The organism is Mycolicibacterium vaccae NBRC 14118 = CIP 105934 (assembly GCF_001552715.1).
Classification (GTDB): Bacteria; Actinomycetota; Actinomycetes; order Mycobacteriales; family Mycobacteriaceae; genus Mycobacterium; species Mycobacterium vaccae.
This window is the reverse complement of record NZ_BCRS01000008.1, coordinates 39,684-66,160: the sequence shown is the minus strand read 5'-3', so window position 1 is coordinate 66,160 and position 26,477 is coordinate 39,684. Positions and strand designations below refer to the sequence as shown.

Here is a 26,477-nt window from a genome sequence, read left to right as displayed (position 1 = left end):
GGGCCGATAGCGGCTCGGATCCGACGGGATCGGGTTGCCGCCGTAATAGGCGGAGTCGACGATCACCTTGAGCAGCGGCGCCACCGCGTCGGCGACCGCGTCGCCCAGCACGTCGCGGATCAGCCGTGCGAGTGGGAGTTCGTCGGTGGTGTAGGTGACGTAGGTGGTGTTGCCGCGGGTGGTCACGTAGGCGAGCGCCCGATCGCCGTCGGGGGTGGCGCAGCGGGCGTCCTCGCACGGCACGGCGTCGCCGGAGGCGAGCACCGCGCACGTGTTGGCCGTCCCGCAGGACACCGTCGGCCTGCCGTCGACGTCGACGGGCAGGTCGATCTGGGGCTGGTCCCGGTAGTCGTAGAGGTAGGCCACCAGTGAGTTCACGTGCGCGACGAGGTTGAACAGGTCCGCGGGCGCGTTTGAGTTGTAGTTGTACTGGTAGGCGATGTCCACCACCGCCTTGGCGAGGGTGTCGGTGCGTGACGGGAACGGATTGACGCCGATCAGCGCGAACAGCGGGTAGCGCGTGCCGAATCCGCCGTCGGGCCGGGAGACGTTGTTGTCCAGCACGAACAGCGTGCTGGGCAGCGCGGGGTCGGCGGCCCGGTCGAGTCGCTGCAGCAGCAGGCTGGCGTTGGCGGCGCCCCACCCGGAGGAGAGCACGGCGTTGTCGGCACCCGAATTGGTTTGGAGCGCTTCGTTGATTGCGGCCGTACCGCCGCGGAAATCGACCCCGACCAGGCCTGGGCCCGGTTGGCCGCCCGGGTTGTACGGGGACTGGTTGAACATGCCGCCGAAGAAATCCTCGTTGCCGGTCGGGTCGGGATGGGTGGAGCTGCCGACCACGATCAACGCGGTCAGATCGACCAGGGAACCCGAGATCGACGACGGATGCGTGGCCGCGACCCCGCAGACCGTGACCGCCACACCGAGCGCGGCGGCGCAGGTAGCCGTCCGGCCGACCGTGCTGCGAAATTTGCTCATACCTGTGTCCCTCCCCGCGACACGGTATCCCGGAGGGACGGTTCTTGCGAGAGGTACAGGTCAGTGCACTGCGGAGTCGTCGGCGAAGCACTCGGCAAGGAAGGCCTCCAGGGACGCCCACGCCCGGCGTGCCGCGGATTCGCTGTAAAGCACGCCGCGCGTCGGATCGTCGGCGAACGGCGCCATGAAGGCATGCAGGGTGTCGCCGTAGGCGTGCAGCTGCCAGTCGATGCCGCGGCCGGACAGCTCGCTACCCAGCGCGACGACGTCCTCGGGCGTGGCGAACGGATCGTCCCAGCCGTGGAACACGATGATCCTGGCCGTTACCTGCCGCTGTCCGAGGTGCGGCGGCGGGGTCAGCAGGCCGTGGAAGCTCGCGACCGCGACCAGAGGATGACCGGCGCGGGCCAGATCGAGCACGCACAGCCCGCCGAAGCAGAAACCGATCGCCGCGACGCGACCGGCTTCCACCCCGGGGGTGGCGACGAGCGTGTCGAACACCGCGTCCAGGCGCCGGCTCAGTGCTACCCGGTCGTCGAGAAAGCCGGTCATGGCGGCCGTGGTGGCCGCGAGACCGCCTGCGCTGACATCCTCGCCGAACAGATCCACGGCGACGGCCTGATAACCCGACAGTGCGAGCCGGGTCGCGATGTCGAGCTGGACGTCGCTGCGGCCCTCCATCCCGTGGAAGACCAGCACGGTGGGACCGACGGGCGCGTCGTCGCCGCGGACCAGCACGGCGTCGAAATGCCGGTCGTCGACGGTATGACGCAGGGATGTCCGGTGCACGGTCACGTGGCAGAGAATGCCATCTGCGGACTTCACCGCAGGTGGCGTTCGCTGCCCGCGTAACCCGGGCCGGCTAGGAGCCGCCCCAGCCGCCCTGCACCATCGTCTGGAACTTCCATCCGCCGGTCGTCTTCACTAGCAGGTCGCCGTATCGGACCTGCTGGCGGTGTCCGCCCGCGGTGATGGTCGCGTCGGTGACCACGAAGACCAGGTTCTCGTTGATGAAATGCGGAGTGCGGACCGACTCCATCGTGAGGTCGTCCCCGGCGCCGCCGACCTCGCGGGTCATCTGTGCGACGAACCGGTCCCGGTCGCAGGACTCGGCCTGGCCGTCGGTGACCTCGTTGAGCGGGAACATCGCCTGGTCGGCCATGCCTTCGACGTCCCCGGCCACCGCCAGCGCGTCGTAACGGGTGAACCACGCCAGCACCTCGTCGACGTCGGCCTGTGACGGCGTGTAACCACCGCGATCAGTCATTCTGCAACCCCTCTCCGTAATTCAGTACAACGTACACAGTACAACGTACGGGAATTACCGGGGTGGTCGCCGCCGGGCTACGATCAGCCGAATGGACAAGCGCGGAGCGGCCCCGGACCGGACCAGCGCGGGGGATCCGGTGCGCACGTTGGAACTGCTGTGGCGAGCTCCCGGCGAGCCCCGGAGCACTCGCGGACCGCGACAGCGCACGACGGTCGACGCGGTTGTCGACGCGGCGATCGAGATCGCCGATGCGGACGGACTCGGCGCGGTCACCATGCGCGCGGTCGCGACCAGGTTGGGCATCGCCACCATGGCCACCTACACCTACGTGCCCGGCAAGGCCGAGCTCCTGGACCTGATGCTCGACACCGTCTACGCCCGGATGGATCGGCCCGATCTCAGCGGAATGCCATGGCGGGAAAGGGTTTCCAAGGTTGCCGCGGCCAACCGTGAACTCCTCGAGAGGCATCGGTGGGCGGCCCAGCTGGCCACCACCCGGCCGCCGTTGGGGCCGGGGATGATCGCGAAGTACGAACACGAACTCGGGGCGTTCGACGGGCTCGGTCTCCACGACGTGCAGATGGACGCGGCGCTGACCTTCCTGCTGGGATTCGTGACGTCGGTGGCGCGCATCGAGAACGACACCCGCGACGCCGGCGCCGACAGCGGCGTGGACGACCAGCTGTGGTGGGAGCGCGCCGAGCCGCTGTTGGCGAAGGTGTTCGACGCCGACCGGTTCCCGTTGGCCGCGCGCGTCGGCGCGGCAGCAGGCGCGGCGCACGCCGGCGCCTACAGCGCCGAGCACGCGTACGAGTTCGGGTTGGCGCGCGTGCTCGACGGACTCGCGCCGGTGATCGAGGCCACAGGCCGGTAGCGACCTGTGTGCAGCGGGGTACAGGACTTCCGACCCTGAGCTGAGAGGACACGTCGTGACGACCGCGATCACCGCCTACCGTGGCCCGCTTCGCACCACCGAGCTGCACGTCGACGACACCGGCGGGACCGGGCGACCGGTCGTGCTCATCCACGGTTGGCCCTGGAACGCGGACTCGTGCGCGCCCCAGGTGGAGGCGCTGCGCGCCGCCGGATACCGCGTGATCACCTACGACCGCCGCGGTTTCGGCCGCAGCGACAAGCCGCTGATCGGTTACACCTACGAGAGTCTGTCCGACGACCTGTCGGCGCTGATGGAGGAACTCGACCTGCACGACGCCACCCTCGTCGGCTTCAGCATGGGCGGGGGAGAGGTGGCCAGTTACTGCGCGCGCAAGGGGGTGGCGCGTCTTCGCAGCGTGGTCTTCGCCTCTTCGGTGACGCCGTTCATGTCGCACCGCAAGGACAACCCCGACGGGCCGCTCACCGCCGCCCAGGCGGCGAAGATGGCCGCGTCCCTGACCACCAACCAGGACTCGTTCTACGAGCAGATGATGACCGAGGTGTTCTCCGTCGACGGCAGGTTGGCGGTCAGCGAGGAGCAGCGCCAACACGCGCTGGCGATGTGCGGTGCGGCGAGCAAGCCGGCGGCGCTGGCCTGCATGGCCGCATTCGGTGGCACCGACTTCCGCGAGGATCTGCCCAAGGTGACCGTGCCTGCCCTGGTCGTGCACGGCGACAGCGATGCGACCGTCCCGTTCGAGGGGTCGGGACGGCGCACGCACGAGGCGCTGCCCGACAGCCGGCTGCATGTGATCGCCGGCGGACCGCATGCGATCCCGGTCAGTCACGCCGAGGAGTTCAACGAGGTGCTGCTCGCGTTCCTCGACGAGGAGTTTGCGCCCCCGGCAGGAATCGAACCTGCGACCTAGAGATTAGAAGGCTCTTGCTCTATCCAACTGAGCTACGGAGGCAACGCCGAGCAGTGTATCTCGCGGATCGCCGGTGACCAGCCCGGCGACCGACACTAAAGCCGCCTCGTGCGGCACGGGCGCCGACTAGCGTGGTGCGCATGAGCAACGAGCCGGAGGTGGACGCGGCCGGCCTCCCGGAGGAACTCAGCGCGGTCGACCAGATCCTGCATCGCGGCGAAGCCAATCCCCGCACCCGGTCGGGCATCATGACCGTCGAGCTGCTCGACACCACGCCGGACTGGGACACGTTCTACACGCGGTTCGAGCATGCCTCCCGCAAGGTGCTGCGGCTGCGCCAGAAGGTCGTCACCCCGACGCTGCCGACCGCCGCCCCGCGCTGGGTGATCGACCCCGACTTCAACCTCGACTTCCATCTGCGACGGGTGCGTCTTCCCGAGCCGGGCACGGTGCGGCAGCTGATCGACCTCGCCGAGATCGCCGCGCAGTCCCCGCTGGACATCTCCCGCCCCCTGTGGACGGCCACTCTGATCGAGGGTGTGGAGAACGGGCAGGCGGCGCTGATGGTCCATCTCAGCCACGCCGTGACCGACGCGGTCGGCGGCGTCGAGATGTTCGCCAACCTCTACGATTTCGAGCGGCAACCGCCGCCACGGCCGACGCCGCCGCTGCCGATCCCGTCGGATCTGTCCCCGAACGATCTGATGCGGGCTGGTCTGAACCGTCTGCCCGGCACGGTCGCCGGCGGGGTGCGCGACGCGGTGTTCGGCGCCGTCCAGGCGGTCGGCCACGTGGTGCGTGATCCGTTGGCGCGACTCGGCGGTGCGGTCGACTACGCGCTGTCCGGGGCCCGGGTCATGGGTCCGGTCGCCGACCCGTCGCCGATCCTGCGGCGGCGCAGCCTGTCCTCGCGCACCGAGGCCATCGACATCGAGCTCGGTGACCTGCACCGTGCCGCCAAGGCCGCGGGCGGCTCCATCAACGACGCCTACCTGGCCGGGTTGTGTGGGGCGTTGCGGCGATACCACGTGGCCAAAGGCGTGCCCGTCGACACGCTGCCGATGGCGGTGCCGGTGAACCTGCGCTCGGACGCCGACCCCGCCGGGGGCAACCGGTTCGCCGGGGTCAACCTCGCGGCGCCGCTGGGCCTGTCCGACCCTGAGGTCCGCATCAGGGAGGTTCGTTCGCAGATGACCCGCAAGCGCGAAGAGCGGGCGATCGACCTGGTCGGAGCGATCGCCCCGATCGCCGGCCTGCTCCCCGACGCGCTGCTCGAATCGATGGCCGGTTCCATAGTGAATTCCGACGTCCAGGCCAGCAACGTGCCCGTCTACGCCGGGGACACCTTTATCGCCGGCGCGAAAGTGTTGCGCCAGTACGGCATCGGTCCGCTGCCCGGGGTGGCGATGATGGTGGTACTGGTGTCGCGATCGGGCTACTGCACCATCACCGCCCGCTACGACCGTGCCTCGATCACCGAGCCGGACCTCTTCGCGCGCTGCCTGCTCGCCGGGTTCGACGAGGTGCTCGCCCTCGGCGGCGAAGGCCGTGCGGTGCCGGTGACCTTCACCGCACCGACTGCGCCTGTTCACCATTCGACCCGACAGAACGGAAGTGGCTCCCAGTGACATCGGCGACACCGGTCAACCGTCAACTGCGTCTTCCTGGCTCGGTCGCCGAGGTCCAGGCCAGCCCCGAGGGCCCCGAGATCGGCGCGTTCTTCGACCTCGACGGCACACTCGTGGCCGGCTTCACCGGTGTGGTGATGACCCAGGATCGGTTGCGCCGCAGGCAGATGTCGATGGGTGAGTTCATCGGCATGGTCCAGGCCGGGCTCAACCACCGGCTCGGCCGTTCGGAGTTCGAGGATCTGATCGGCAAGGGCGCGCGGATGATGCGCGGCAACTCGGTGGCCGACATCGACGAACTCGCGGAACGGCTTTTCGTTCAGAAGATCGTCGGCAGGATCTATCCGGAGATGCGCGAGATCGTCCGCGCGCACATGGCCCGTGGTCACACCGTGGTGCTGTCGTCGTCGGCGCTGACGGTGCAGGTGGAGCCGGTAGCCCGGTTCCTGGGCATCGACAACGTGCTGAGCAACAAGTTCGAGACCGACGACGACGGGCTGATCACCGGCGAGGTGCAGCGCCCGATCATCTGGGGACCCGGGAAGGCAAGGGCGGTACAGGAGTTCGCCGCCGCCAACGGCGTCGACCTGTCCAGGAGCTACTTCTATGCCGACGGTGACGAGGATGTCGCGCTGATGTACCTGGTCGGCAACCCGCGCCCGACCAACCCGGAAGGCAAGATGGCCGCCGTCGCCGCCAAGCGCGGGTGGCCGATCCTGCGCTTCAGCAGCCGCAGCGGTTCCAGTCCGGTATCGCAGGTGCGCACCGCGGCGGGCATCGCGTCGATGGTGCCGATCGCGGCCGGGGCTCTCGGGCTCGGACTGCTCACCCGCAACAAACGCACCGGCGTGAACTTCTTCACCTCGATGTTCAGCCGCACCCTGCTCGACACGGTCGGCATCAATCTGCAGGTGCTGGGCAAGGACAACCTGACCGCGCAGCGGCCGGCGGTGTTCATCTTCAACCACCGCAACCAGGCCGATCCGCTGATCGCCGGGCGTCTGGTCAACAACAACTTCACCACGGTCGGCAAGAAGGAACTCCAAAACGACCCCGTCGTCGGAACGATCGGCAGGATCCTGGACGCGGCGTTCATCGACCGCGACGACCCCAAGAAAGCGGTGGAAGGTCTACGCAAGGTCGAAGAGCTTGGCCGAAAGGGTCTTTCGATCCTGATCGCGCCTGAGGGCACCCGGCTCGACACCAACGAGGTGGGTCCTTTCAAGAAGGGCCCGTTCCGGATCGCGATGTCGGTGGGCATTCCGATCGTGCCGATCGTGTTCCGCAACGCCGAGGTGATCGCCGCCCGCGATTCGAGCACGTTCAACCCCGGCACCGTCGACGTGGTGGTCTACCCGCCGATTCCGGTCGATGACTGGACCCAGGAGAACATGACCGAGCGCATCGAGGAGGTGCGCCAGCTGTACCTCGACACGCTCAAGGACTGGCCGCACGACGAGCTGCCGGTGCCGGATCTCTACACGCGTACCGAATCGGGGGAGAAGACGCCGAAGAAGGAGAAGGCGGCGGCGAAGAAGGCGGCGGCGAAGAAGGCGGCGGCGAAGAAGGCGCCGGCGAAAAAGGCGGCCAAGAAGACGCCCGCGAAGAAGGCGGCGGCCAAGACAGTCAAGAAGGCAGCGCCGCAGGATCCCGAGGGGCGGCAGTGAAGGCTCGGGCCGACGACTTCGCGTCCTACAACGCCGTCGACGACACCTTCGTCCTGGCCTCGGTGTCCTCGCCGGCCGAGGAGGCACTGCTCAGCGACTGGCTGGAAAGCCAGCGGCGCGCCCACCCCGAGTCCCGAATCGAAGTGCTCAAGCTGCCCGCCGACGACGATCCGCCGCCGGCGGTGATGGCCCAGCTCGTCGAGTTGCTCGAGGCCGACGCGGACCGCTCGGTGGTCCCGGTGCGGGTGTTCTGGGTGCCGGCCGGGTTGCCCACCCGATCCAAAGTGGTCGCCGTGCTGTCCGGCCGGGACACCTATTGCCCGCCGAAGGTGCTGCAGCACGCGATCCTGAAACGGGATCCGTCGCGCGCCCGGGTGGTCGCAGGCGAACCCGCCAAGGTTTCGGAACTCCGGCAGCGGTGGAGCGAGACCACGGTCGCCGAGAACCCAAGGGAGTTCGCCCGATTCGTGCTCCGGCGGGCGATCCTGGCCGTCGAACGCGTCGAGTTGCGCCTCCTCGGTCCCGAGTACAAATCGCCGCGGCTGATCAAGCCGGAGGTGCTGGCCTCGGCGCGGTTCCGCGAGGGGCTGGCTCAGATCCCGGGCGCCACCGTCGAGCAGGCGGGGGAGATGCTCGACGAACTCGGCACCGGCTGGAGTCGCTTCTCGGTCGACCTGATCCCGGCTCTGGGCCGCGCGATCTTCAGCCGGGGGTTCGACCCGAACATCGACTACGACCGCGGCGAGGTCGAGGCGATGCGGCAGTCGCTGGAAGCCCATCCGGCGGTGCTGTTGTTCTCCCACCGCTCCTATCTCGACGGCGTGATCGTCCCGGTCGCGATGCAGGAGAACCGGTTACCGCCGGTGCACACCTTCGCGGGCATCAACCTGTCGTTCGGGTTCATGGGTCCGCTGATGCGCCGCTCCGGGGTGATCTTCCTGCGCCGCAAGCTCGACGACCCGCTGTACAAGTTCGTGCTGCGCCAATTCGTCGGCTACATCGTCGAGAAGCGGTTCAATCTGTCCTGGGCGATCGAGGGAACCCGGTCGCGCACCGGAAAGATGTTGCCGCCCAAGCTCGGTCTGCTCGCCTATGTCGCCGACGCCTACCTGGACGGTCGCAGTGACGACATCCTGCTGCAGCCGGTGTCGATCAGCTTCGACCAACTACATGAGACCGCCGAGTACGCGTCCTACGCCCGCGGCGGCGAGAAGACCGCCGAGGGATTGTCGTGGCTGGTCAACTACATCCGGGCGCAGGGTGAGCGCAACTACGGCAAGATCTACGTCCGCTTCCCCGACGCCGTGTCCATGCGCGAGTACCTCGGCGAGCCGCACGGGCCGATGGCGACCGACGAGCCGGCCAAACGCCTGGCCATGCAGAAGATGGCATTCGAGGTGGCCTGGCGCATCCTGCAGGTCACCCCGGTGAACGCGACGGCGCTGGTCTCGGCGCTGCTGCTCAGTACCCGCGGCATCGCGCTGACGCTCGACCAGTTGCACCACACGCTGCAGGACTCTCTGGACTATCTGGAGCGCAGGCAGACGCCGATGAGCAACAGTGCGTTGCGGTTGCGCACTCCCGAAGGGGTGCGTTCCGCGCTCGACGCGCTCTCCGGCGGGCACCCGATCACCCGGACCGACAGCGGCCGGGTCACCGTCTGGAACATCGCCCCGGGCGACGAGCTGGAGGCCGCTTTCTACCGCAACTCGCTGATCGACGCGTTCCTGGAGACCTCGCTGGTGGAGTTGGCGCTGGCCTGTGCCGCGCGCACCGAAACCGATCGGCTGGACGCCTTCTGGCGCCAGGTGATGCGGCTGCGCGACCTGCTCAAGTTCGAGTTCTACTTCGCCGACTCGGCTGCCTACCGCGAACACGTCACCGACGAGATGTCGTGGCATGCGAATTGGGAGGGCGACATCGACGCGGGCGGGAACCGGATCGACGAGCTGCTGCGCGAGAAGCGCCCGGCGATCGCGGGGCCGCTGCTGCGCCCGTTCTTCGAGGCGTATCAGATCGTTGCCGACGCACTGATCGACGCCCCGGCGGAGATCTCGGAGAAGGATCTGACCGCCAAAGCGCTCGGACTCGGTCAGCAGTACGTCGCGCAGGGACGGCTGCAGAGCACCGAGTCGGTGTCGGCGCTGCTGTTCGCGACGGCCTGCCAGGTCGCCGCGGATCAGAATCTGCTCGAGGCGGCAGCAGACCTGACCGACCGCCGCAAAGCGTTCCGTGCCGAACTGCGCGGCATCCTCAAGGACATGAACACCGTCGACCGGTGCGCGCGCAGACAGTTCTTCGCCCGCGAGCGCAACCGTCGGGAGCTGCGCAACGACCCTGTGTCGTAGATCGCGTTCGTAGAGGTCATACGCTGGACGCATGACGTCTGTCGCCCACGCCGGACCCGTCGGTGTGCGCCGCGCGCCGGTATGGACGGTGCTCTACGGCGTCGCGGTGCTGGCCGGTGTCACCGCCGCGGCGCTGTCGGCGCTGTCGCTGGCTGCCGCCCTGACCGCCACCGGGTTGCCCGATCCCGGACCGGTGACCAACTTCGGCCTGCCGTTCGTCAAGGCCGCGGGTGAGATCGCAGCGGTGACCGCGACGGGTTCGTTCCTGTTCGCGGCGTTCATGGTGCCGCCGCAACGCAACGGGGTGCTGGACGCGGACGGCTACCGCGCATTGCGCACCGGCACGGTGGCCTCGGGAATCTGGGCCGTGTGTGCGGTGCTGATGGTGCCGCTGACGGTCTCCGACATCAGCGGCCAACCCCTGACCACCCGGTTGAGTCCGGCCGACGTCTGGGCGGTGGCCGACCTCATCGACATCGCCGGGGCATGGCGGTGGACGGCCCTGCTGGCCGTGCTGGTCACCGTCGTCAGCGTGCCGGTGCTGCGCTGGTCCTGGACCCCGGTGCTGTTCGCCGGGTCGCTGCTCACGCTGCTGCCGCTGGGCCTGACCGGGCACTCGTCGTCCGGCGGGGCGCACGACGTCGCGACGAACAGCCTGCTCATCCACCTCGTCGCCGGATCGATCTGGGCCGGCGGGCTGCTCGCCCTGCTCGTACACGCGCTGCGGCGAGGCGAGCATGGCCCGCTGGCCGCGCGCCGCTTCTCCGCGGTCGCGTTGTGGTGCTTCGTCGCGATGGCCCTCAGCGGTCTGATCAACGCCCTGGTCCGCATCCGGCCCGCCGACCTGGTGAGCACCGACTACGGGCGGTTGATCCTGGCCAAGGTGGTGGCGCTGGCGGCCCTGGGCGTCCTGGGATGGCAGCAGCGCCGCCGGGGAGTGGCCGCGCTGCGGCAGGATCCCGATGCGCGCGGGCCGCTCGTCCGGTTCGCGCTCGTCGAAGCGGTCATCTTCGGGCTTACGTTCGGCGTCGCGGTCGCCCTGGGCCGCACCCCGCCGCCGCCCCCGCTGAACCTGAATCTGTCGATCCCCGAGGTCGAGCTCGGCTACGACCTCGCCGGCCCGCCGACGTTGAGCCGAATCCTCTTCGACTGGCGGTTCGACCTGGTGTTCGGCACCGCGGCCATCATCTTCGCCCTCGTGTACATCGCCGGGGTGATCCGATTGCGACGGCGCGGCGATGCGTGGCCGGCCGGCCGGACCGCGGCCTGGCTGCTGGGCTGCCTGGTGCTGCTGCTGGCCACGTCCTCGGGCATCGGGCGCTACATGCCGGCGATGTTCAGCATCCACATGGTCGCGCACATGATGCTGTCGATGCTCGCGCCGATCCTGCTGGTGCTGGGGGCGCCCGTCACACTGGCACTGCGGGCGCTGCCCGCCTCCGGCCGCAACGACCCACCCGGACCGCGGGAGTGGCTGCTGGCCGCCCTGCACTCGCGCTTCTCCCAGGTGCTGACCAACCCGTTCGTCGCGACGGCGTTGTTCATCGTCGGGTTCTACGGCCTGTACTTCGGCGGCATCTTCGACGCGGTGGCGGGCAGTCACTTCGCCCACCTGGCGATGAACCTGCACTTCCTGCTCAGCGGCTACCTCTTCTACTGGGTGGTCATCGGCATCGACCCGACACCGCGGCCGCTGCCGCCGCTGGCCAAGCTCGCGATGGTGTTCGCGTCGCTGCCCTTGCACGCGTTCTTCGGCGTGGTCCTGATGAGTACGCAGTCGGTGATCGCCGAGAGCTTCTACCGCTCGCTGAACCTGAGCTGGCACACCGACCTGCTGGGTGATCAGAAACTCGGCGGCGGGATCGCCTGGGCCGCGGGCGAGGTGCCGCTGGTCGTCGTGCTCATCGCGCTGTTCGTGCAGTGGCGCCGTTCCGACGAGCGCACCGCCAAGCGGCTCGACCGCGCCGCCGACCGGGACGACGACGCCGACCTCGCGGCCTACAACGCGATGCTGGCCGAGTTCACCCGGCGCGAACGCGAGCGCGGCTGATCCACGACCGTCATATTTTCAGCTGTTCAGATATTCAGGTGTTGTGTTAGCGTCACGGTAGCGGGCCGGCCTGGGCGCACCGATGCAGCACATCGACGTTGTGGCCGGCCCGCATCGGCGTCTCTGGGTGTCGTCATCCCCAGTTCGTGATTCATCCACAGCCGACGACCGGTGCGCCGCCGGACCGCGGCGCGGTGTCGGCGGTCGAGCGCTCAATGGCGGTGTCATCCACGGATCGGGCAGGTGCCCGATCTGCAGCAGATATCGCCAGAGAGGCACCAACATGTTCGAGACACCCATCACCGTCGTCGGCACCATCGTCACCGCCCCGGATCGCCGGTGGGTCGGCGACCAGGAGTTGTTCAAGTTCCGGGTGGCCAGCAACTCGCGACGTCGCACCGCCGACGGCTCCTGGGAGCCCGGCAACTCGCTGTACGCGACGGTGAACTGCTGGGGTCGCCTGGTCACCGGCGTCGGGGCCGGCCTCGGGAAGGGAGACCCGGTCATCGTCGTTGGATACGTGTACACCAACGAATACGAAGACCGCGACGGTAACCGTCGGTCCTCCCTGGAGATCCGGGCGACCTCGGTCGGGCCCGATCTGGCGCGGTGCATCGTCCGCATCGAGAACCGCAGACACCCCGAGCAGCCCGCGCCCGCCGCCGACCCCGTGCCGGAGCCCGGCGCGGGCGACCGCGAGGACGTCCCCGGCGGGGACGAGCCCGGGGCGGACGCCGAGGCGTTGAAGCTCACCGCCTAGCGGCCAACGCCTCCGATGCGGCCGCGCCTAGGATGGGGGCCGACTATCGCGCAGTCCCAGATGATCGCGCACATCCAGTGGCGGGATCGAGAAAGGCACATCGAAGGCAAATGGCCGAATTCATCTACACGATGCGGAAGGTCCGCAAGGCGCACGGCGACAAGGTCATCCTTGACGACGTCACGCTGAACTTCCTTCCGGGCGCGAAGATCGGCGTCGTCGGACCCAACGGGGCCGGTAAGTCGAGCGTCTTGCGGATCATGGCCGGCTTGGACCAGCCCAACAACGGCGACGCGTTCCTGCAGCCTGGCGCGAGCGTCGGCATCCTGATGCAGGAGCCCCAGCTCGACGAGACCAAGACGGTCCGCGAGAACGTCGAGGACGGCGTGGCCATCAAGGCCAAGCTCAACCGGTACAACGAGGTGGCCGAACTGATGGCCACCGACTACACCGACGAGCTGATGGACGAGATGGGCAAGCTTCAGGAGGAGCTCGACGCCGCCGACGCCTGGGACATCGACAGCCAGCTCGAGCAGGCGATGGACGCGCTGCGCTGCCCGCCGCCCGACGAGCCGGTGACCCACCTGTCCGGCGGTGAGAAGCGCCGCGTGGCGCTGTGCAAGCTCCTGCTGTCCAAGCCCGATCTGCTGCTGCTCGACGAGCCCACCAACCACCTCGACGCCGAGAGTGTGCTGTGGCTCGAACAGCATCTCGCCGACTACAAGGGTGCGATCCTGGCCGTCACCCACGACCGGTACTTCCTCGACAACGTCGCCGAGTGGATCCTCGAGCTCGACCGCGGTCGCGCCTACCCGTACGAGGGCAACTACTCCACATATCTGGAGAAGAAGGCCGAACGCATCGCCGTCACGGGCCGCAAGGACGCGAAGCTGCAGAAGCGACTCAAGGACGAGCTCGAATGGGTCCGGTCGGGCGCCAAGGCGCGCCAGGCCAAGAACAAGGCCCGCCTGCAGCGCTACGAGGAGATGGCTGCCGAGGCCGAGAAGACGCGCAAGCTCGACTTCGAGGAGATCCAGATCCCGGTCGGCCCCCGGCTGGGCAATGTGGTGGTCGAGGTCGAACACCTCGACAAGGGATTCGACGACAGGTTGCTGATCAAGGATCTGTCGTTCACGTTGCCGCGCAACGGCATCGTCGGCGTCATCGGACCCAACGGCGTCGGCAAGACCACGCTGTTCAAGACCATCGTCGGTCTCGAGGAGCCCGACAGCGGCACCGTGAAGGTCGGCGAGACGGTCAAGCTGAGCTACGTCGACCAGACCCGTGCCGGCATCGACCCGAAGAAGACGGTCTGGGAGGTCGTCTCCGACGGGCTGGACTACATCGAGGTCGGTCAGAACGAGGTGCCGTCGCGCGCGTACGTGTCGGCGTTCGGCTTCAAGGGCCCGGATCAGCAGAAGCCGGCCGGCGTGCTCTCCGGCGGTGAGCGCAACCGGCTCAACCTCGCGCTGACCCTCAAGCAGGGCGGCAACCTGATCCTGCTCGACGAGCCGACCAACGACCTCGACGTGGAGACCCTGAGCTCGTTGGAGAACGCGCTGCAGAACTTCCCCGGCTGCGCCGTGGTGATCAGCCACGACCGCTGGTTCCTCGACCGCACCTGCACGCACATCCTGGCGTGGGAGGGCGACAGCGACAACGAAGCCAAATGGTTCTGGTTCGAAGGCAACTTCGGTGGCTACGAGGAGAACAAGGTCGAGCGCCTGGGCGCGGATGCAGCGCGTCCGCACCGGGTCACCCACCGGAAGCTGACGCGGGACTAGTCTCGTCGTGCGGACCAGGTAACCGGCGCGGACCGCGCTCGGGTTGCGGCCAACGGCGGCCGGTCCGCGTGCGAGTCAGGAGCGGCGAATGTCGTTGAACACGGGGCCCGCAAACGGCCCGGCCGATCAGCAGGTGCCTACGCAGGTCATCGACCGACTGCTACCCGCCTACCTGGCGACCTACCGCGGTCCGCACGCCGGGGCGCCCGGCGCCGAGGGCGCCGTCACGGGTCCACTGCGCCGGCCGGGCGCGGACACGGTCGACGGTCCCGCCCTGGTCGCGGCGCAGTACCGGCTGGGCGCGCAGCGGTCGCCCGGTGCCACCCTCGTCGCGGTGCACGGCGCCGACGTCGAGGGCGGTTTCGGGCCCGCGTTGCAAGTGGTCACCGACAACGCGACCATGCTGATGGACTCGATCACGGTGCTGCTGCACCGCATCGGCGTCGCCTACACCGCGATCATGAACCCGGTGTTCCGGGTGCGCCGCGGCGCCGGGGGTGAGCTCCTCGACATCGTGCCGGCGTCGGAGGCGACGTTCGTCGACGGTGTCGACGAGACCTGGGTCCACGTGCAGCTGGCCGGCTCGGTGGATCGCCGCGCACTCGCCGAAGCCGAGAGACTGCTGCCCCGGGTAATGGCCGACGCCCGGCAGGTGTCCCTGGACAGCACCGATATGGCCGCCGCACTGCGGATTCTGGCCGCCGAACTCGACGGCGATTCCGGGCGGCGGTTCCCGAGCCCGGACCGCAAAGACGTGGCGGCGCTGCTGCGGTGGCTGGCCGACGGACACTTCATCCTGCTGGGCTATCAACGCTGCACGGTCCGCGACGGCGAGGCCACCGTCGACCCCGCCAGTCGGCTGGGCGTGCTGCGGCTGCGTCAGGACGTGCTGCCCCAGCTGACCGACAAGGACGAACTGCTCACGCTGGCGCAGGCCACGATCCCGAGTTTCCTGCGCTACGGCGCATATCCGCAGATCGTGGTCGTCCGCGAACAACCCGGCGAGACCGGCACGGACGACACCGCGGCGATCGAGCACCGCTTCGTCGGACTGTTCACCGTCGCGGCGATGAACGCCAACGTGCTGGAGATCCCGCTGGTCTCCCGGCGGGTCAACGACGCGCTGGCGATGGCCCACCGCGATCCCAGCCACCCCGGTCAACTGCTGCTCGACATCATCCAGACCATCCCGCGCGCCGAACTGTTCGCGCTCAGCGCCAGGGGCCTGCTCGACATGGCGATGGCGGTGGTCGACCTGGGTTCGCGTCGGCGCACCCTGCTGTTCATGCGGGTGGATCCGCTCGCGCACTTCGTGTCGTGCCTGGTGTACCTGCCACGTGACCGCTACACCACCGCGGTCCGCCTCCAGATGCAGGACATCCTGGTCCGCGAACTCGGCGGGGTCAGCATCGACTACGCGGCACGGGTCAGTGAATCACCTTGGGCCGTGGTGCATTTCACCGTGCGGCTGCCCGCGGGCTCGCATCGGCAGAACGTGGACGTCTCCGAGTCCAACCAGGCGCGCATCCAGGACCTGCTGACCGAGGCGGCACGCACCTGGGGCGACCGCCTGTTGGGCGCTGTCGCCGCAGGCGGCGGGGTCGACCAGGCCACCGCCGAGCATTACGCGTCGGCGTTCCCCGAGGTGTACAAGCAGGCGATCGAGCCGACGCGCGCGTTGGCCGACATCGCGATCATCGAAGCGCTACAAGATGATTCGGTGAAGTTGGTGCTGACCGACGGTGACGACAGCACCGAGCCGGGGGTGTCGCACCTGAACTGGTATCTCGGCGGGCGGTCGGCGTCGCTGAGTCAGCTGCTGCCGATGCTGCAGTCGATGGGCGTGGTGGTGCTCGAAGAGCGGCCGTTCACGGTGACCCGCCCCGACGGCCTGCCCGTGTGGATCTACCAGTTCAAGGTCTCACCGCACCGCGGCGTCCCGCAGGCGCCGCCCGGACCGGAGTGGGAGGACTCCGCGCGCCGGTTCGCCGAAGCCGTCACCGCCATCTGGCACGGTCAGGCCGAGATCGACCGGTTCAACGAGCTGGTGCTGCGGGCCGGGCTGACCTGGCTGCAGGTGTCGGTGCTGCGCGCCTATGCCCGGTACCTCAAGCAGGCCGGGTTCTCCTACAGTCAGTCCCACGTCGAATCGGTGCTCAACGACAACGCGGGCACCGCGCGCTCGCTCGTCGAGCTCTTCGAGGCGCTGTTCCGGCCCGACGAGCAGAAGGCAGGCAGCGCCAATCACGACGCGCAGGCCGCGGCCGCCGCGGTCGCCGCCGACATCGACGCACTGGTCAGCCTCGACACCGACCGTGTGCTGCGCGCGTTCGCATCGATGATCCAGGCGACGTTGCGGACCAACTACTTCGTCACCGACACCGAATCGGCGCGTGCGCGCAATGTGTTGTCGTTCAAGCTCAATCCCGAACTGATCGACGAGTTGCCGCTGCCCCGGCCGAAGTTCGAGATCTTCGTGTACTCACCCCGCGTGGAGGGCGTGCACCTGCGTTTCGGCTATGTCGCCAGGGGCGGGCTGCGCTGGTCTGACCGCCGGGAGGACTTCCGCACCGAGATCCTCGGGCTGGTCAAGGCTCAGGCGGTCAAGAACGCGGTGATCGTGCCGGTCGGGGCCAAGGGCGGCTTTGTCGTCAAACACCCGCCGTCGCCCACCGGTGACGCCGCCGTCGACCGCGACGCCACCCGCGACGAGGGCGTCGCCTGCTACCGCCTGTTCATCGCCGGACTGCTCGACATCACCGACAACGTCGACAAGATCAGCGGCGACGTCGTCGCACCCACCGGCGTGGTCCGGCGTGACGGCAACGACGCCTACCTGGTCGTCGCCGCGGACAAGGGCACGGCGACGTTCTCCGACATCGCCAACGACGTCGCGAAGTCCTACGGGTTCTGGCTGGGGGATGCATTCGCCTCGGGCGGCTCGGTCGGCTACGACCACAAGGCGATGGGGATCACCGCCAGAGGCGCGTGGGAGTCGGTCAAGCGGCATTTCCGCGAGATGGGTGTGGACACCCAGTCCGAGGACTTCACCGTGGTCGGCGTCGGCGACATGAGCGGCGACGTGTTCGGCAACGGCATGTTGCTGTCCAAGCACATTCGGCTGATCGCCGCGTTCGACCACCGGCACATCTTCATCGACCCCGACCCCGAGGCCGCCGCGTCCTGGCAGGAACGCAAGCGGCTGTTCGAGCTGCCGCGCTCGAGCTGGGACGACTACGACAAGTCGCTGATCAGTGCGGGCGGGGGAGTCTTCAGCAGGCAACAGAAGTCGATCACGATCAGCCCCGAGGCGCGGGCCGCGCTCGGCCTCGACGACGACACCGCAGAGCTGACGCCGCCGGCGCTGATGAAGGCGATCCTCAAGGCGCCCGCCGACCTGCTGTGGAACGGCGGGATCGGTACCTACATCAAGGCCGAGAGCGAGGCCGACATCGAGGTCGGCGACCGGGCCAACGACGCGATCCGCGTCAACGGTAATCAGGTGCGCGCCAAGGTGGTCGGTGAGGGCGGCAACCTGGGGGTGACGCCGTTGGGCCGCACCGAGTTCGACCTCTGCGGCGGGCGCATCAACACCGACGCGCTGGACAACTCCGCCGGGGTGGACTGCTCCGACCACGAGGTCAACATCAAGATCCTGATCGACTCGCTGGTGACCGCGGGCAAGGTCGCGGCCGAGGACCGCACCGATCTGCTGCTGTCGATGACCGACGAGGTAGGCCGGCTCGTGTTGGTCGACAACGTGAGTCAGAACGACCTGATGGGGACCAGCCGGGCCAACGCGGCCAGCCTGCTCAACGTCCACGCCCGGATGATCAAGGACCTCGTCGCCGAGCGTGGGCTGAACCGTGAGCTGGAGGCGTTGCCGTCGGACAAGGAGATCGGGCGGCGTATCGACGCCGGAATGGGTTTGACCTCACCGGAACTGGCGACGCTGATGGCTCACGTGAAGTTGGCGCTCAAGGCTGACCTGCTCGACGGGGACCTGCCGGACCAGGAGGTGTTCGCCTCCCGGCTGCCGTCCTACTTCCCGGCCACTCTGCGGGAGCAGTTCGTCCCGGACATCCGGGCCCATCAGCTGCGCCGGGAGATCGTCACCACGATGCTGGTCAACGACGTCGTCGACACCGCGGGCATCTCGTACGCCTACCGGGTCACCGAAGACGTCGGGGTCGCCCCGGTGGACGCGATCCGCAGCTTCGTCGCCGTCGACGCGATCTTCGGGGTGGGCCGGGTGTGGCGCCAGATTCGGGAAGCCGGCGCCAACGGGGTGCCGGTGGCGGTCACCGATCGGATGACGTTGGACCTGCGCCGTCTCATCGACCGGACCACCCGGTGGCTGTTGAACTACCGGCCGCAACCGCTGGCCGTCGGCGCCGAGATCAACCGGTTCGCCGAGAAGGTGGCGGCGTTGACGCCGTGCATGCCGGACTGGCTGCGCGGCGACGACCGCGCGATCGTCGCCAAGGAGGCCGGCGAGTTCAGCGCCCAGGGCGTGCCCGAGGACCTCGCGTACATGGTGGCCTCCGGGCTCTACCAGTTCAGCCTGTTGGACGTGATCGACGTCGCCGACATCATCGACCGTGATCCGGCCGAGGTGGCCGACACCTACTTCGCGCTGATGGATCACCTCGGCACCGACGGGCTGCTCACCGCGGTGTCCCGGCTGTCGCGCAACGACCGGTGGCATTCGTTGGCGCGGTTGGCGATTCGGGACGACATCTACGGGTCGCTGCGCGCGCTGTGCTTCGACGTGCTGGCTGTGGGGGAGCCCGACGAGAACGGCGTGGAGAAGATCGCCGAATGGGAGATGACCAACAGCTCCCGGATCAGCCGGGCGCGGCGCACGCTGACCGAACTGTACGAGAGCGGTGAGCACGACCTGGCCACGCTGTCGGTCGCGGCCCGCCAGATTCGAAGCATGACGAGGACGAGTGGAACGGGATCGAACGGGTGACGGGTCAACACGGCTTCACGGCGCCGGTGCATGTGCGCTGGTCGGACATCGACATGTACCAGCACATCAACCACGCCACGATGGTCACCATCCTCGAAGAGGCCAGGATCCCTTTCCTGCGTGAGCCTTTCGGCGAGAACATCACGACGATCGGTCTGCTGATCGCCGAGGTGAACATCTCCTACAAGGCGCAGCTGCGACTGATCGACTCACCGCTGCAGGTGACGATGTTCGCCAAGCGGGTGCGTGCGGTGGACTTCACGGTGGGTTACGAGGTGCGCTCGGTCGGTGCGCCGCCCGACTCGCGCCCCGCCGTGATCGCCGACACCCAGCTCGCCGCGGTGCACATCGAAGAACAACGGCTGGAACGGCTTTCGCAGGCGCAACGCGAGTATCTGCAGCGCTGGCAGCGATGACCGTCGCCGAGCGCGGATTGTGGCTGGAAGCGGGGTCACGGGCTGCCCGACAGGATCTGGCGACGTTCGCCGAGCGGGTGTTACGGCTCGACGAGGCCGGCATCGTGCGACTGCGCCGCCGTGACGACGAGTCGGTTGTCGCTTGGGCGGCAACGGGATTCGACGTGCTCGCCAGCCGGGTGGTGACCGGGCGGATCGCCCCGGCTGATCTTTGCGCCGGCGCCGACGCACTGGTGAACGCGCTGCGCGACGTCACCGCCGACGGGTACGTCGACCCCGGCTTCTCGATGGATTCGGCGTGGCGCGGCGTGCTGCCCCCCGCCGCCGGGTTCGTCCATCTCGACGACGTGCCCGCCCGCGTCGTGCTGGACCTCGCACAGCGGGGAAGCAGCCTGGCCAAAGAGCACTCCGGGGCCCACGGCCCGCCGCCGTCGCTGCTCGACCAAGAGGTGGTCGCGGTCTCTTCGGCGCAGGGCAGCGTCGGAGTGCCCATGCGGTGTGTGTTCGCGCTGACGGCGATGGGTTTCCTGCCGCAGTCCCCGGCCGGCGACCGGTTCGCCCCGGAATCGGTCCGCCCCGACGAGGTGGTGCGGGTGCGCACCACCGCGACCTGGCTGCGCGTGGACGCCCGGTTCGGCAGCGTCTACCGCCGCCGTGGCGACCCCGCGGTGGTGCTGCGCTGACACAGCGGCCTCAGAACGGTGAGTTGACCATCGACTCGGCGGCCATCTCCAGGTAGTCGAGCAGCGCGCGCCGGTGCCGGTCGTCGAGGGTTTCGGTGTCGATCTCAGCCACCGCGGTGTGCATGCAGCGCAGCCACGCGTCCCGCTCCAGATAGCCGATCCGGAACGGCGCGTGGCGCATCCGCAGCCGCGGGTGCCCGCGCTGATCGGAGTACGTCCGCGGCCCGCCCCAGTACTGCTCGAGGAACATGCGCAGCCGCTCCTCGGCGCCGTCGAGGTCGTCCTCCGGGTAGAGCGGGCGCAGGATCTCGTCCTCGCGCACGAGCTCGTAGAACCGGGACACCAGGGTGCGGAACGTGTCCTGCCCGCCCACCGCGTCGTAGAACGACTGCTGCTTGTTCTGCGCTTCCATCCCCTCCATTGTGGGCCATCGCCCGGACCGGGCCGCGTCAGCTCTTCTTTCTGACGACGTTGGCCAGCTCATCGCGGTCGGCGACGTCGAGTTTGAAGCAGGCACGGTCGACGTGACCCTCGACGGTCCGCACCGACAGCACCAGCTCTCGCGCCACAGCGCGCGCCGCCTCTTGCTCTTGGCAAACTGATTTTCGTGGTTTCTGCGCAGGTCGGCGATCATCCTGGCGATCAGCGCGTCCTCGGCGGCGGCCAGGCGGCCATCTCCTCGTCGTAGCGCAGATACTCGGTGGCCCGAGTCGGTGTCCCCCCGGCGGTCATCGCCCAAGTGTGCGCGGCGGCCGCGTCCGTCACACGATGTTCATCCGACTGACCAGCGAACACGTATGGAATTGCCGTGCGAGTGGCAGAAATCCGTGGTGAACTGTCGGGCGGAGGACGTATGGCGCAGCGTAAGAACGGACGCGGCCACCGGCATCACCGGACCGCGGCGGGCTCATCCGGGTCGACATCGGTCACTGCCTCGCGCGCCCTGCACAGCGTGGCCCCTGCCGCCGACGGAGCGCCTCCCGCCGCCCACGACGCGTCGATCTGGGGCCGCCGGCGGGTGCTGCTGCTGAACTCGACCTTCGAACCGCTCACGGCGCTGCCATTGCGCCGGGCGGTGATCATGCTGATGTGCGGCAAGGCCGACGTGGTGCACGACGACCCGGTGGGCCCGGTGATCCACTCGGCGACCCGGGCGATCGTCGTCCCGACCGTCATCCGGCTGCGCACCTTCGTGCGGGTGCCCTACCGGGCACGCATCCCGATGACCCGGGCGGCCCTCATGCACCGGGACCGCTTCCGCTGCGCGTACTGCGGCGCGAAGGCCGACACCGTTGACCACGTCGTCCCGCGCAGCCGCGGCGGCGCGCATTCCTGGGAGAACTGTGTGGCGGCGTGCTCGTCGTGCAATCACCGCAAGGCCGACCGTCTGCTCAGCGAGCTGGGCTGGGCGATGCACACCACGCCGCTGCCACCGAAGGGACAGCACTGGCGGCTGCTGTCGAGCGTCAAGGAACTCGACCCCGCCTGGGTGAGATACCTGGGTGAGGGAGCGGCCTGACCCGGCCGTGGGATACGGTTTGCGCGTGAACTCAACAGCTCTTGCGCATGCAAGCTTCGTAGTAGTCCCGCTGGCGTTGGCCGGGCTTCTGTCGCTGTTCATCTTCACCAAGAAGGGCCCGCACCCCGAGACGTTCGACATGTCCGGGAAGTGGACGCACGAGCCCATCTTGTGGGCGGCCGAAGAACCGGCGGACCACGGCCATGGCGGTCATGATTCGCACCTGACCATCGGAGGTGGCGCAAGTGGCAAGTGGTGAAATGACCAAGGCCGGCGGACTCGACGTCGCCGAACTGCCCTACGGGTCGGCCATCACGGCCAGCGGACGGATCTCGTCGGTCACCGAGCCCGGTGTCCTGTCGGTGCAGTATCCGTTCCCGACCAAGGACCTGGTGGTTCTCGACAACGCGCTCAAGTACGGGTCGCGCGCGGCCAAGGCGCGTTTCGCGGTGTACATCGGCAGCCTCGGCGCCGACCCCGCGGCCACCGCCCGCGAGATCCTCGCGAAGGTGCCCACCCCGAACAACGCCGTGCTGCTCGCGGTGTCGCCGGACCAGCGGGCGATCGAGGTCGTCTACGGCTCGGACGTCAAGGGCCGCGGCATCGAAGAGGCCGCCCCGCTCGGCGTCTCCGCCGCAGCGGCGTCGTTCCGCGAGGGCAACCTGATCGACGGACTCATCAGCGGCATCCGCGTGCTTTCGGCCGGGGTCTCGCCCCGCTGATCTTTCGCGCAACCGCCGTCACGGTAGCGGCCCGGCCTCCGGAGCTACCGAGACGGCGGTTTGGCGTTCCTGCGCCAGAAGTTCGGCCCGGATCTGCACGTAGCGCTCCAGGAACAGCCGTTCGTCGAGCCGTTTCCGCCGCAGCCAGCCGGTGACCTCGTCGTTGCACTTGCTGGCATTGCACGCCGCGCAGGCCGGCACCACGTTGTCGATGGTGTAGCGGCCGCCGCGCGAGATCGCCATCACGCAGTCGCGTTGCATCGTCCCCGCGGTCTGCCCGCAATAGGCGCAGCCGTTCCAGGCGGCCTTGATCGAGACCCACTGTGCGTCGGTCAGGTCATTGACGACGGCCGCCACCCGACGCTTGCGTCGGCGCGCCGCGCGCGCCCTCCGACTGTTGTTCACCGCCACCCCAAGAGCATGGGGTGTGAACGTGCGCGACGTCGGCTACGACGTCGGCGTGTCGGCCACAGCCGCGCACGCTCGCCCCAGACGGGGATGCCGGGTTAGCTGACGTCGAACTCGCGGGCCCGCAGCGAGCGCTCGACGCCGGCCCGGCCCTCCAGCACCAGACGGCGCAGCGCCGGCGGCACCTCGGGGTCGGACAGGAACCGATCGGCGGCGTCCAGCGCCTCCTGAGTGATCTCCCAGGACGGGTACAGCCCGACGACCACGGTCTGGGCGACCTCGCTGGAGCGCCTCTCCCAGACCCCGGAGATCGCACCGAAATAGCGGTCCCGGAACGGTGCCAGCAGCTGACCCTGGCCGGGCTGCACAAAGCCGCCGATGATCGCCCGGGCGGTGATGTTGGCCAGCGTGTCGTCCTCGACGACCTGTTCCCACGCCGTGTCCTTGACCGCTGCCTGCGGCCGTGCCGCCGACGCCGCGGCGGCCTGGCGCCGTCCGGCGGCGGTGGGGTCGTTGGCGGCCTCAGCGTCGATGAACGGCGTCTGTGGGCCGTCGGCGTCGATCACCCCGGCGCGGGCCAGCGCGGTGACCACGCGCCAGCGCAGATCGGTGTCGAGCACCAGCCCGGGCAGGTTGACCTCGGCGGGCTCGTTGTCGAGCAGCGTCGACAGCACCGCGACGTGATTGGCCGAGAGCACCGAGGTGCACAGCGCGTTGACGAACGCGAGCTGATGGTCGGATCCCGGCTCGGCCTCGCCGGCCAGGTCCAGCAGTGCGTCGCCGAACGCGGGCCAGCCGTTCTCGGCCGCCCACGCCGGGTCCGCGTAGGAACCCAGCGCGGTCTGCGCCTGCAGCAGCAGACGTTGCGCGACACCCACTTCGGTCTCGGCGTGCAGCCCGCTGATCACCAGCGCGACGAAATCCCGGGCGCGCAGCTCGGCGTCGCGGGTCATCTCCCACGCTGCCGACCAGGCCAGGGTGCGGGGGAGCGGCTCGGCGATGTCGGCGATGCGCGTCAGCACCGTCTGCAGCGAGTCCGGGTCGAGCCGCAGCGAGCAGTAGGTCAGGTCGTCGTCGTTGACAAGGATCAGCTTGCCCCGCGAAACACCCTGCAGTGCAGGCACTTCGGTGGTCGCGCCGTCGACGTCGAGCTCCTCGCGGTGCACCCGGACCAGCTTGCCGGAGCTGTCCTCGTCGTAGATGCCGACCGCCAGCCGGTGCACACGGGTCTCGCCCTCGCCAGGTTTGGCGCCGCCCTGCCCGATGGCGAACCGGGTGAACGTGCCGTCGGCGGCGACGTCGAACTCGGGGCGCAGCGTGTTCAGGCCGGTGGTCTTGAGCCACTGCCTGCCCCAGCCCGACAGGTCGCGTCCGGACGACTTCTCCAGCGCGCCCAACAGATCACCGAACGTCGCGTTGCCGAACGCGTGGTCGCGGAAGTAGTCCCGAAGTCCCGCCAGGAATGCGTCGAGCCCCACGTAGGCGACCAGCTGCTTGAGCACGCTGGCGCCCTTGGCGTAGGTGATGCCGTCGAAGTTGACCTCAACGGCGTGCAGGTCCGGGATGTCGGCGGCCACCGGGTGGGTCGAGGGCAGCTGGTCCTGCCGGTAGGCCCAGGACTTCTCGACGTTGGCGAACGTGGTCCAGGCCTGGGTGTACTCGGTGGCCTCGGCCTGGCACAGCACCGACGCGAACGTCGCGAAGGACTCGTTGAGCCACAGGTCATCCCACCACTGCATGGTGACCAGGTCGCCGAACCACATGTGGGCCATCTCGTGCAGCACGGTCTCGGCGCGGCGCTCGTAGGACGCGCGGGTGACCTTGCTGCGGAACACGTAATCCTCAAGGAACGTGACCGCGCCGGCGTTCTCCATCGCGCCTGCGTTGAACTCGGGGACGAACAGCTGGTCGTACTTGCCGAAGGCGTAGGGGACGCCGAAGTTGCGGTGATAGAAACCGAAGCCCTGCTTGGTCTCGGTGAACAGCCGCTCGTCGTCCATGTAGTCGGCCAGGGATTTGCGGCAGAACAGTCCCAGCGGGATGTCTCCGTGGTCGTCGGAGTACTGGTCGTCCCAGCGAGCGTAGGGCCCGGCGATGAGCGCCACCAGGTAGGTGCTCATCCGGGGCGTGGCCTTGAAGGTGTGTCGCTTGGCGCCCGAGTCGAGGTCCTCGACGGTGACGGTGGCACCGTTGGAGACCACCTCCCAGTGCGCGGGGGCCACCACGGTGACGTCGAAGGCCGCTTTCAGATCAGGCTGATCGAAACACGCGAACATCCGTTTGGCGTCGGCGGTTTCGAACTGCGAGTACAGGTACACCTCGTTGTCGACGGGGTCGACGAAGCGGTGCAAGCCCTCCCCGGTGTTGGAGTAGCGGCAGTCCGCGTCGACGGTCAGCACGTTGTGCCCCGCGACGCCGGCCAGCGGGATGCCGGTGGCCTCGTCGTAACCGGAAACGTCGATATCGACGCCGTTGAGGGTGGCTTTGCGGACGGTCGCCGCGGCCAGGTCGATGTAGGTGTCGGCGCCGGCGAGAGCGTCGAATTCGACTGTCGTGACGGACCGGAAGGTGCTCTCACCGGGTTTGCCCGCACCGTCGGTCAGATCAAGGTCGATCCGGTAGCTGTCGACGGTCACCAGTGCGGCGCGCTCGGCGGCTTGGTCGCGGGTCAGATTAGGAAGTGCCACGCTCGATAACACTAGCCTCATCCGGGGAAGACGGGACGGGTGTCGTGGGTTGTGCCCAACGACGTCTGTCACAGCTGTATGCATACGAGAGGACCACGCAAATGTCTGAGAAGTCTCGCGCCGATTTCTGGTTCGACCCGCTGTGCCCGTGGGCCTGGATCACCTCGCGCTGGGTGCTCGAGGCCGAGAAAGTGCGCGACATCGACGTCAACTTCCACGTGATGAGCCTGGCGGTGCTCAACGAGGGGCGGGACCTGCCCGAGGAGTACCAGGAGGCGATGAAGAAGGCGTGGGGGCCGGTGCGGGTCGCCATCGCCGCCGAGCAGGCCAAGGGCGCCGACGTGTTGGGTCCGCTCTACACCGCGCTCGGCACCCGTATCCACAATCTCGGCTACCGGGAGACCGACCCCACCTTCGCCAAGGCGATCGCGGAGGCTCTCGAGGAGGTCGGCCTGCCCGCCGAACTCGCCGAGGCCGCCACGTCGACCGACTACGACGAGGCGTTGCGCGCCAGCCATCACGCCGGCATGGACGCCGTCGGCCCGGACGTCGGCACGCCGACCATCCACGTCAACGGTGTCGCGTTCTTCGGGCCCGTGCTCTCGCGCATCCCGCGCGGGGAGGAGGCGGGCCGGCTCTGGGACGCGTCGGTGATTTTCGCGTCCTATCCGCACTTCTGGGAACTCAAGCGGACCCGCACTGAGCGCCCCGAGTTCGACTGACCTCACCGGATTGTTTCGATCCTGTTGCCTCCGGTTGCGGACCGGTGGCAACAGG

The 26,477-nt window shown here is 68.6% G+C and carries 21 protein-coding genes and 1 tRNA gene; 15 read left to right on the top strand and 7 right to left on the bottom strand.

Annotated features, from left to right (window positions below):
* From MVA01S_RS03115 to MVA01S_RS03105, 3 genes are all read right to left on the bottom strand, one after another.
* A partial coding sequence (locus MVA01S_RS03115) for a PE-PPE domain-containing protein (RefSeq protein ID WP_082762370.1) occupies positions 1-978 on the bottom strand: 978 nt, incomplete at its 3' end.
* 60 nt (positions 979-1,038) lie between these two features.
* Complete coding sequence (locus tag MVA01S_RS03110; RefSeq protein ID WP_003928333.1) at positions 1,039-1,773, bottom strand: dienelactone hydrolase family protein; 735 nt, start codon at positions 1,771-1,773, stop codon at positions 1,039-1,041.
* 67 nt (positions 1,774-1,840) lie between these two features.
* Positions 1,841-2,245: a hypothetical protein gene (locus tag MVA01S_RS03105; protein ID WP_003928334.1), complete on the bottom strand. Its 405-nt coding sequence runs from the start codon at positions 2,243-2,245 to the stop codon at positions 1,841-1,843.
* Between the two features lie 91 nt (positions 2,246-2,336).
* On the opposite strand from MVA01S_RS03105, the gene MVA01S_RS03100 reads away from it, so the two are divergent.
* Together MVA01S_RS03100 and MVA01S_RS03095 are read left to right on the top strand one after the other, a co-directional pair.
* The gene (locus MVA01S_RS03100; protein ID WP_003928335.1) at positions 2,337-3,122 is read left to right on the top strand and encodes a TetR/AcrR family transcriptional regulator; all 786 of its coding nucleotides are present in this window, start codon (positions 2,337-2,339) and stop codon (positions 3,120-3,122) included.
* 55 nt (positions 3,123-3,177) lie between these two features.
* Complete coding sequence (locus tag MVA01S_RS03095) at positions 3,178-4,053, top strand: alpha/beta fold hydrolase (RefSeq protein ID WP_003928336.1); 876 nt, start codon at positions 3,178-3,180, stop codon at positions 4,051-4,053.
* Here the strand turns inward: MVA01S_RS03095 and MVA01S_RS03090 are convergent.
* Positions 4,022-4,095, bottom strand: a tRNA-Arg gene (locus MVA01S_RS03090). The genes MVA01S_RS03095 and MVA01S_RS03090 overlap by 32 nt on opposite strands.
* 98 nt (positions 4,096-4,193) lie before the next feature.
* On the opposite strand from MVA01S_RS03090, the gene MVA01S_RS03085 reads away from it, so the two are divergent.
* The 9 genes from MVA01S_RS03085 to MVA01S_RS03045 all read left to right on the top strand — a co-directional run bounded on the left by MVA01S_RS03085 (position 4,194) and on the right by MVA01S_RS03045 (position 20,364).
* Complete coding sequence (locus MVA01S_RS03085) at positions 4,194-5,681, top strand: wax ester/triacylglycerol synthase family O-acyltransferase (protein WP_003928337.1); 1,488 nt, start codon at positions 4,194-4,196, stop codon at positions 5,679-5,681.
* Positions 5,678-7,348: an HAD-IB family hydrolase/lysophospholipid acyltransferase family protein gene (locus tag MVA01S_RS03080; protein ID WP_003928338.1), complete on the top strand. Its 1,671-nt coding sequence runs from the start codon at positions 5,678-5,680 to the stop codon at positions 7,346-7,348. Before MVA01S_RS03085 ends, MVA01S_RS03080 begins: the two co-directional genes overlap by 4 nt.
* On the top strand, positions 7,345-9,696 hold the full coding sequence (locus MVA01S_RS03075) for a glycerol-3-phosphate 1-O-acyltransferase (protein WP_003928339.1): 2,352 nt from the start codon (positions 7,345-7,347) through the stop codon (positions 9,694-9,696). The genes MVA01S_RS03080 and MVA01S_RS03075 overlap by 4 nt, the downstream gene beginning before the upstream one ends.
* A gap of 31 nt (positions 9,697-9,727) precedes the next feature.
* Entirely contained in the window at positions 9,728-11,746 is a 2,019-nt protein-coding gene (locus MVA01S_RS03070) for a bifunctional copper resistance protein CopD/cytochrome c oxidase assembly protein (protein ID WP_003928340.1), read from the top strand.
* A 283-nt stretch (positions 11,747-12,029) separates the two neighbouring features.
* Positions 12,030-12,506, top strand: coding sequence for a single-stranded DNA-binding protein (locus tag MVA01S_RS03065; protein ID WP_003928341.1), 477 nt, complete (start codon positions 12,030-12,032; stop codon positions 12,504-12,506).
* A gap of 110 nt (positions 12,507-12,616) precedes the next feature.
* Positions 12,617-14,290 (top strand): energy-dependent translational throttle protein EttA, encoded by a 1,674-nt coding sequence (gene ettA, locus MVA01S_RS03060; protein ID WP_003928342.1) that lies wholly within the window; start codon positions 12,617-12,619, stop codon positions 14,288-14,290.
* 88 nt (positions 14,291-14,378) lie between these two features.
* Positions 14,379-19,265, top strand: coding sequence for an NAD-glutamate dehydrogenase (locus MVA01S_RS03055; protein ID WP_003928343.1), 4,887 nt, complete (start codon positions 14,379-14,381; stop codon positions 19,263-19,265).
* The gene (locus MVA01S_RS03050; protein WP_003928344.1) at positions 19,262-19,681 is read left to right on the top strand and encodes an acyl-CoA thioesterase; all 420 of its coding nucleotides are present in this window, start codon (positions 19,262-19,264) and stop codon (positions 19,679-19,681) included. The genes MVA01S_RS03055 and MVA01S_RS03050 overlap by 4 nt, the downstream gene beginning before the upstream one ends.
* A complete protein-coding gene (locus MVA01S_RS03045) occupies positions 19,678-20,364 on the top strand; it encodes a DUF8185 domain-containing protein (RefSeq protein ID WP_003928345.1) in 687 nt (228 codons plus the stop codon). The genes MVA01S_RS03050 and MVA01S_RS03045 overlap by 4 nt, the downstream gene beginning before the upstream one ends.
* A gap of 10 nt (positions 20,365-20,374) precedes the next feature.
* Here MVA01S_RS03045 and MVA01S_RS03040 read toward each other — a convergent pair whose 3' ends face one another.
* Complete coding sequence (locus MVA01S_RS03040) at positions 20,375-20,785, bottom strand: globin (RefSeq protein ID WP_040539717.1); 411 nt, start codon at positions 20,783-20,785, stop codon at positions 20,375-20,377.
* A 432-nt stretch (positions 20,786-21,217) separates the two neighbouring features.
* Here MVA01S_RS03040 and MVA01S_RS03035 point away from each other — a divergent pair, with 432 nt between their 5' ends.
* Genes MVA01S_RS03035 through MVA01S_RS03025 form a run of 3 tightly spaced genes read left to right on the top strand, consistent with a single transcriptional unit; the run spans position 21,218 to position 22,605 of the window.
* Positions 21,218-21,883, top strand: a complete 666-nt coding sequence (locus tag MVA01S_RS03035) for an HNH endonuclease (protein ID WP_003928348.1) — start codon at positions 21,218-21,220, stop codon at positions 21,881-21,883.
* Between the two features lie 25 nt (positions 21,884-21,908).
* Positions 21,909-22,142 (top strand): aa3-type cytochrome oxidase subunit CtaJ, encoded by a 234-nt coding sequence (gene ctaJ / locus MVA01S_RS03030; RefSeq protein WP_040539871.1) that lies wholly within the window; start codon positions 21,909-21,911, stop codon positions 22,140-22,142.
* A 1-nt stretch (position 22,143) separates the two neighbouring features.
* Entirely contained in the window at positions 22,144-22,605 is a 462-nt protein-coding gene (locus MVA01S_RS03025) for a DUF5130 domain-containing protein (RefSeq protein WP_003928350.1), read from the top strand.
* A gap of 18 nt (positions 22,606-22,623) precedes the next feature.
* Here the strand turns inward: MVA01S_RS03025 and MVA01S_RS03020 are convergent, their stop codons facing one another.
* Both MVA01S_RS03020 and pepN read right to left on the bottom strand, forming a co-directional pair.
* The gene (locus tag MVA01S_RS03020) at positions 22,624-23,016 is read right to left on the bottom strand and encodes an HNH endonuclease (protein ID WP_040539721.1); all 393 of its coding nucleotides are present in this window, start codon (positions 23,014-23,016) and stop codon (positions 22,624-22,626) included.
* Between the two features lie 95 nt (positions 23,017-23,111).
* Positions 23,112-25,700, bottom strand: a complete 2,589-nt coding sequence (gene pepN / locus MVA01S_RS03015; protein ID WP_003928352.1) for an aminopeptidase N — start codon at positions 25,698-25,700, stop codon at positions 23,112-23,114.
* A 101-nt stretch (positions 25,701-25,801) separates the two neighbouring features.
* On the opposite strand from pepN, the gene MVA01S_RS03010 reads away from it, so the two are divergent.
* Positions 25,802-26,422 (top strand): mycothiol-dependent nitroreductase Rv2466c family protein, encoded by a 621-nt coding sequence (locus tag MVA01S_RS03010; RefSeq protein ID WP_003928353.1) that lies wholly within the window; start codon positions 25,802-25,804, stop codon positions 26,420-26,422.
* Positions 26,423-26,477 lie beyond the last annotated feature (55 nt).